Genomic DNA, 866 nt, shown 5'->3' on the forward strand with positions numbered 1-866 from the left:
GTGCCGCTGGCGCTGCCGGCGGAGGAGACATTGCCCAAGGCATTGGTCTGGGTGGCCGACACGCTGACCGCCTGGCCATTGGCCGGCTCCGGCAGGCTGAGGGTCAAGACGCCATTGGCGTAGTGGCCGGAAACCGTCGAGCTGCTGCTGGTGACGGTGCCATTGCTATGCACGGTGACGGTGCTGTTGGCGCTGCCGTCGCTGATGGTGACCAGGGCGCTGCCGCCGGCGCTGAGATTGGCGGCGCTGAGGTTGACGGTGGCTTGGACGTGGCTGCCCGCCAGATCGCTGCTGCCGATCTGCTGGCCGCTGTGCTCGGCGATGGTGACCGTGGGCGCATCCGGCGGCGTCAGATTCAGTGTGCCGCTGGCGCTGGCGGCGGTGGACACATTGCCCAGCGCGTTGCTTTGCGTCGCCGACACGCTGACCGCCTGGCCGTTGGCCGGTTCGGGAATGCCGAGGCTCAACACGCCATTGGCGTAGCTGGCGGTGACGGCCGGGTTGCTGCTGCTCACCGAGCCGTCGCTATGGACGGTGACGCTGCTGCTCGCGCCGCCATCGCTGATCGAGACCTGGGCGCTGCCGCCGTTGGCGAGGTTGCTGGCGCTGAGGTTGACCTTGGCTTGGACGTGGCCGCCCGCCAGATCGCTGCTGCCGATCTGCTGGCCGGCATGCTCGGTGATGGAAACCGTCGGCGCGGCCGGCGCGGTCAGATTCAAGGTCCCGCTGGCGCTGCCGGCGGTGGAGACATCGCCCAGCGCATTGGTTTGGGTGGCGGATACGCTGACGGCCTGGCCGTTGGCGGGTTCGGGAATGCCGAGGCTCAGCACGCCACCCGCGTAGCTGGCGCTGACGGCCGGGTTGCT

The 866-nt window shown here is 69.3% G+C and carries 1 protein-coding gene; it reads right to left on the minus strand.

The annotated features are described in order from the left end of the window. On the minus strand, positions 1-866 hold an 866-nt coding region (locus C2134_RS21685; RefSeq protein ID WP_158248844.1), incomplete at both ends, for a hypothetical protein.

The organism is Chromobacterium sinusclupearum, assembly GCF_002902845.1.
GTDB classification, from domain to species: Bacteria; Pseudomonadota; Gammaproteobacteria; order Burkholderiales; family Chromobacteriaceae; genus Chromobacterium; species Chromobacterium sinusclupearum.